This window comes from Amycolatopsis sp. NPDC006131 (assembly GCF_040614175.1).
In the GTDB taxonomy this organism is placed as follows: domain Bacteria; phylum Actinomycetota; class Actinomycetes; order Mycobacteriales; family Pseudonocardiaceae; genus Amycolatopsis_E; species Amycolatopsis_E tucumanensis.
The window spans coordinates 1-4,881 of record NZ_JBEXTX010000212.1; the positions used below are offsets into that span (position 1 = coordinate 1).

Annotated in this window: 5 protein-coding genes and 1 pseudogene; 5 read left to right on the top strand and 1 reads right to left on the bottom strand. The window is 68.7% G+C overall.

The window, feature by feature from the left end; all coding sequences use genetic code 11:
- Positions 1-98: 98 nt before the first annotated feature.
- From ABZ215_RS43160 to ABZ215_RS43175, 4 genes are read left to right on the top strand one after another with little or no spacing between them, the layout of a single operon-like run.
- On the top strand, positions 99-425 hold the full coding sequence (locus ABZ215_RS43160) for an SDR family oxidoreductase (RefSeq protein WP_354956718.1): 327 nt from the start codon (positions 99-101) through the stop codon (positions 423-425).
- 13 nt (positions 426-438) lie between these two features.
- Complete coding sequence (locus ABZ215_RS43165) at positions 439-1,212, top strand: SDR family NAD(P)-dependent oxidoreductase (protein WP_354956720.1); 774 nt, start codon at positions 439-441, stop codon at positions 1,210-1,212.
- A complete protein-coding gene (locus tag ABZ215_RS43170) occupies positions 1,212-2,723 on the top strand; it encodes a long-chain fatty acid--CoA ligase (protein ID WP_354956722.1) in 1,512 nt (503 codons plus the stop codon). Before ABZ215_RS43165 ends, ABZ215_RS43170 begins: the two co-directional genes overlap by 1 nt.
- Positions 2,724-2,725: 2 nt before the next feature.
- Positions 2,726-3,457 carry an SDR family oxidoreductase gene (locus ABZ215_RS43175; RefSeq protein WP_354956724.1) on the top strand — a complete coding sequence of 244 codons (732 nt, stop codon included), beginning with the start codon at positions 2,726-2,728 and terminating at the stop codon, positions 3,455-3,457.
- A 42-nt stretch (positions 3,458-3,499) separates the two neighbouring features.
- On the opposite strand, the gene ABZ215_RS43180 is transcribed toward ABZ215_RS43175, so the two are convergent.
- Entirely contained in the window at positions 3,500-4,006 is a 507-nt protein-coding gene (locus ABZ215_RS43180; RefSeq protein WP_354712325.1) for a MarR family transcriptional regulator, read from the bottom strand.
- Between the two features lie 88 nt (positions 4,007-4,094).
- On the opposite strand from ABZ215_RS43180, the pseudogene ABZ215_RS43185 reads away from it, so the two are divergent.
- A pseudogene (locus tag ABZ215_RS43185) lies at positions 4,095-4,881 on the top strand (cbb3-type cytochrome c oxidase subunit I); the annotation flags it as partial.

The window sequence follows — 4,881 nt, forward strand, 5'->3', positions numbered from 1 at the left end:
TTTTTTTTTTTTTTTTTTTTTTTTTTTGATTTATATAAGGGGGACGTGGGGGCAGAAGCCGGCCGGGGGGGGGGGGCGCCGCCCCCCCCCGTGGCCGGGTGGTCTGCATCGGCTCCGTCGCGGGCAAGGTCGGCGGCGTGCTCGCCGGACCGCACTACGTGGCGAGCAAGGGAGCGGTGCATGCCGTGGTGAAGTGGCTGGCCAAGACCGAAGCGGCGCGGGGCATCACCGCCAACGCGATCGCTCCGGGCGTGGTCGACACCGAGATGGTCGCCGGACGCGGGTACCGGCCCGACTACTGCCCGTTGGGCCGGCTCGCCCAGCCCGAGGAGATCGCGCGGGTTGCGGCGTTCGTCGCCTCTCCCGCGGCCAGCTACTTGACCGGAGCCGTGGTCGACGTCAACGGCGGATACGCGATGGGTTGAGCGAGGAGACACAATGGACTGCGCTGTCATCACGGGTGCCGCGTCCGGCATCGGACGAGCCTGTGCGACGCACCTGGCAACCTCGGGGGCGACGGTGGCGCTCCTGGACATCGACGGGGCGGCGGGGACCCGTCGCGAGATCGAGGAACGAGGCGGCAAGGCCGTGGAGTTCGCGGTCGACGTCACCGACGACGAGGCCGTGCGCGACGTCATCGGCCGGCTGCCCGCCGCCCCGCGGGTGCTCGTCAACGCCGCGGGCATCATCGTGCGCAAGAAACTGCTGGAATGTTCGGTCGAGGAGTGGCGCCGCGTGGTCGAGGTCAACCTCACCGGGTACTTCATCCTCCTCCGCAACGTGATTCCGGCAATGGCCGCCGCGGGCGGCGGATCCATCGTGCAGATCGCGTCGATCGCCGGGCACACCGGATACGGGTTCTCCTCCTACACCGCGGCCAAGGGCGGGGTCCTCGCGCTGACCAAACAGCTCGCGGCGGAACTGGCGGAGCACCGGATCCGCATCAACTCCGTCAGCCCCGGCGTGGTGGAAAGCGGCCTGAACCGAGACACGCTGGGAAACCAGGCGATCAGGCAGGCCACCGTGGACAACATCCCGCTCGGCCGGCTCGGCGAACCGGACGACATCGCCCGCGTCGTCGCGTTCCTCGCCGGTCCCGGAGCGGATTTCGTCACCGGCGCCGACCTGGTCGCCGACGGTGGCATGATCAGCACGATCCACTGGGGCAAGGCGGGCGCAGAACTGCACAGCTTCCACTCGGAGGATCGCTGATGTACAACTTCGCCGCCGTGCTCGAGCACAACGTGGCGCGGTACCCGGACAAGGTCGTGCTGGTCCAAGGCGAGCGGCGGGTGACCAACCGCGAGTTGTCCGCCCGCGTGCACGCCCTCGCCGCCGGGCTGCGGGAACGGGGCATCGGACGCGGCGACATCGTGTCCCTGCTGCTGTACAACCACCTCGAGTTCCTCGAAACAGTGCTCGCGCTCAACCACATCGGCGCCGCGTTCCTGCCGCTGAACTACCGCCTCTCCCCCACCGAGTGGGAGTTCATCCTCCGCGACTCGGAAGCGGCCGCGATCCTGACCGAACCCGAGTTCGCCGACGCGGTACCCGAATCCGCGGTCCGGCACCGGTTTCTCCTCGGTGGAACACGGGACGGGTGGGTGTCCTACGACGAGCTCGTCGCCCGCCACCTCGGGGAGACGGTGCCGGTCGAGCCGGTCGGCCCGGACGCGCTCCAGCGCCTGATGTACACCTCCGGCACGACCTCCCGCCCCAAGGGCGTGTGCATCACCCACACCAACCTGCTGTACAAGAATCTGGGGCAGATCGTGGAGTTCGGGCTCACCAGCGCCGACACCACACTCGTGTGCGGCCCGCTCTACCACGTCGGTGGACTCGACCTGCCCGCGCTGGCCACCCTGCACGCCGGCGGCTCTCTGCTGCTGACCAGGAAGTTCGACGCCCGCGAGGTCGTCGACATCATCGAACGCGACCGTCCGACCAACGTCTGGCTCGCCCCGTCGATGATGAACGCCCTGCTGCACCTGCCGGGCATCACCGAACGCGACACCTCCTCGATCCGGTTCGTCATCGGCGGTGGCGAGAAGATGCCGGTCCCCCTCGTCGAACGCATCCGCGCCGCGTTCCCGTCGGCCTGGTTCGCCGACGCCTACGGGCTCACCGAAACGGTTTCGGGCGACACGTTCAACGACGCCGAACACATGCTGTCGAAGGTCGGGTCGGTGGGCCGGCCCGTCGTGCACCTGCGGGTGCGCATCGTGGACGAGTCGGGACGGGAAGTTCCGCGCGGGCAGCTCGGTGAGATCACGCTCTCCGGGCCCAAGGTGTTCGCCGGGTACTGGCGCGACCCCGATGCGACGGCGAAAGCCCTGCGCGACGGGTGGTTCCACACCGGGGACATCGGCCGGCTCGACGAGGACGGCTACCTCTACGTGGAGGACCGGAAGAAGGACATGATCGTCTCGGGCGGGGAGAACATCGCGACGCCTGAGGTCGAACGCGTCCTGTACGAACATCCGGACGTGGTCGAGGCCGCAGTGGTGGGCATGCCGCACGAGCGTTGGGGCGAGGTTCCCAAGGCGTTCGTCGTGTTGCGCCCCGGAGCCACGGTCGACGCCGCCGGCCTGGTGGCGTTCTGCCGCGACCGGCTCGCCAAGTTCAAGGTCCCCGCCGAAGTCCGGTTCCTCGATCAGTTGCCGCGTACGCCGTCGGGCAAGGTGCTCAAGCGCGACCTGCGGACCCTGCCGGTGATCGCGTGACGATGTTCGACCTCACCGGGAAGACAGCTTGGGTGACGGGGGCGGGCAAGGGTCTCGGCCGCACGATGTCCCTGGCCCTGGCCGCCGCGGGCGCGCGGCTCGCCGTGACCTCCAGGACTGAGCAGGACCTGCGCACGCTGGCGGACGAGACCGGCCCGGACACGATGGTGCTGCCGGGATCCGTCGACGACCCCGGCTTCGCCGACGAGTGCGTGGACCGCATCGGACGGGTGGACGTCCTGGTCAACTGCGCCGGGATCAGCCCGGTGTTCACCCGCAGTGAGTCGCTGGGCGACGAGGACTGGCACCGCGTGCTGCGGGTCAACCTCGACGGGACGTACCTCTGTTGCCGTGCCGCGGGGCGCCGCATGCTGGCACAGGGAGCGGGCAGCATCGTGAACGTGTCCTCGGTGCACGCCACAACCGGGTTCCCGCGGATAGCCGCCTACGCCGCGAGCAAGGGCGGCGTCGAAGCCCTCAGCCGCGTACTCGCCGTCGAGTGGGCCGACCGCGGCGTGCGGGTGAACACGCTCGCGCCCGGCTATTTCGCGACTGACCTGTCCGAGGGGCTGGTGAACAGCCACTGGGGTGAGGTCATCGTCAACGCCGTGCCGCAGGGCCGCATCGGCGACGCGAGCGAACTGGCCGGCGCGGCGGTTTTCCTGGCCAGCGACGCGTCGTCGTACGTGACCGGCAGCACCCTCCGCGTCGACGGTGGGTGGACCGCCCACTGAGGTCCGGTCCAGGTTCCTGGGCTGAGATCCCGGCCAACACCTTCAGCCGTCTTCGAAGCGCCGGAGCAGGAGCGTGAGCAAAGCGGCCAGGTCGCCCTTCTGCTTCTCGGTCAGGGGGGCGAGCAGGTCGTCCTCGAAGGCGAAGTGTTCGGCGATGTCCTGGTCCAGGTCCGCTACGGCCGCTGCGGTCAGCGTCACCAGGACGCTGCGCTGGTCGTCCGCCGAGGCTTCCCGGGTGATCCAGCCGTCACGCTCCAGCCGGTGCAGGCGGCCGGTCAGCCCGGAGGACGAGATCAGCATCTCCGCGCGCAGCTGGGACGGTGTCATCGCGTACGGCGGACCGATGCGCCGCAGCGCCCGCAGCACCTCGAAGTCGCCCACGTTGGCCACCATCCGTCCGCGCCGGCGGCGCAGCCGGGCGTTCTCCGCGCCCTCCACGTGCTGCGCGATCCGCAGGATCCGGGCCAGCACCTCCGACGCCGACACGTCCAGTTCGGGCATCTGCTCGGCCCACAGCGCCACCGAGCGGCCGACGACATCACCATCCATGTCGTGAAGTAGTACCTCGTGTGTCTCCGGACACTCGCATGACTCCTCGAGCAGATAGTTCGCTCGCGAGCGAGATAACCTGGCCTTCGTGACTGCCCCTACCTCGGCGCCCACCCGGCCGGTCGCGCGCCGCTCTCCCAAGGGCTCGGTGCTGCTGCGGTTGTTGCGCACGACGGACCACAAGCAGATCGGCATCATGTACCTGGTCACGTCGTTCGCCTTCTTCATGGTGGGCGGCGCGATGGCGATGCTGATCCGCACCGAGCTGGCGCACCCGGGACAGCAGTTCCTGTCGCAGGAGCAGTACAACCAGCTGTTCACCATGCACGGCACGATCATGCTGCTGCTGTACGCGACCCCGATCGTGTTCGGGTTCGCCAACTTCGTGCTGCCGCTTCAGATCGGCGCCTCGGACGTCGCGTTCCCCCGCCTCAACGCGCTGTCCTACTGGCTGTTTCTGTTCGGCGGCGTCATCACCGTTTCCGGCTTCCTCACCCCGGGCGGCGCCGCCGATTTCGGCTGGTTCGCCTACACACCCCTGTCGAGCGCGATCTATTCGCCCGGCGCGGGCGGCGACCTGTGGATCGCCGGGCTGACGGTGTCCGGTCTGGGCACCATCCTCGGCGCGGTCAACATGATTACCACGATCGTCTGCCTGCGCGCGCCGGGCGTGACCATGTTCCGGATGCCGATCTTCACCTGGAACACGTGCTGGTGACGAGCGTGATGACCCTGATCGCGTTCCCGATCCTGACCGCCGCACTGCTCGACCTGGCGGCCGACCGTCACATCGGGGCGCACGTGTTCGACCCGGCCAACGGTGGTGTGATCCTCTGGCAGCACCTGTTCTGGTTCTTCGGCCACCCCGAGGTCTA

What these genes read in the sequence shown, in the direction of transcription:
- ABZ215_RS43165 (WP_354956720.1), top strand. Translation starts at nt 439, where the DNA reads ATGGACTGCGCTGTCATCACGGGTGCCGCGTCCGGCATCGGACGAGCC.
- ABZ215_RS43170 (WP_354956722.1), top strand. Translation starts at nt 1,212, where the DNA reads ATGTACAACTTCGCCGCCGTGCTCGAGCACAACGTGGCGCGGTACCCG.
- ABZ215_RS43175 (WP_354956724.1), top strand. Translation starts at nt 2,726, where the DNA reads ATGTTCGACCTCACCGGGAAGACAGCTTGGGTGACGGGGGCGGGCAAG.
- ABZ215_RS43180 (WP_354712325.1), bottom strand. Translation starts at nt 4,006, where the DNA reads ATGGATGGTGATGTCGTCGGCCGCTCGGTGGCGCTGTGGGCCGAGCAG.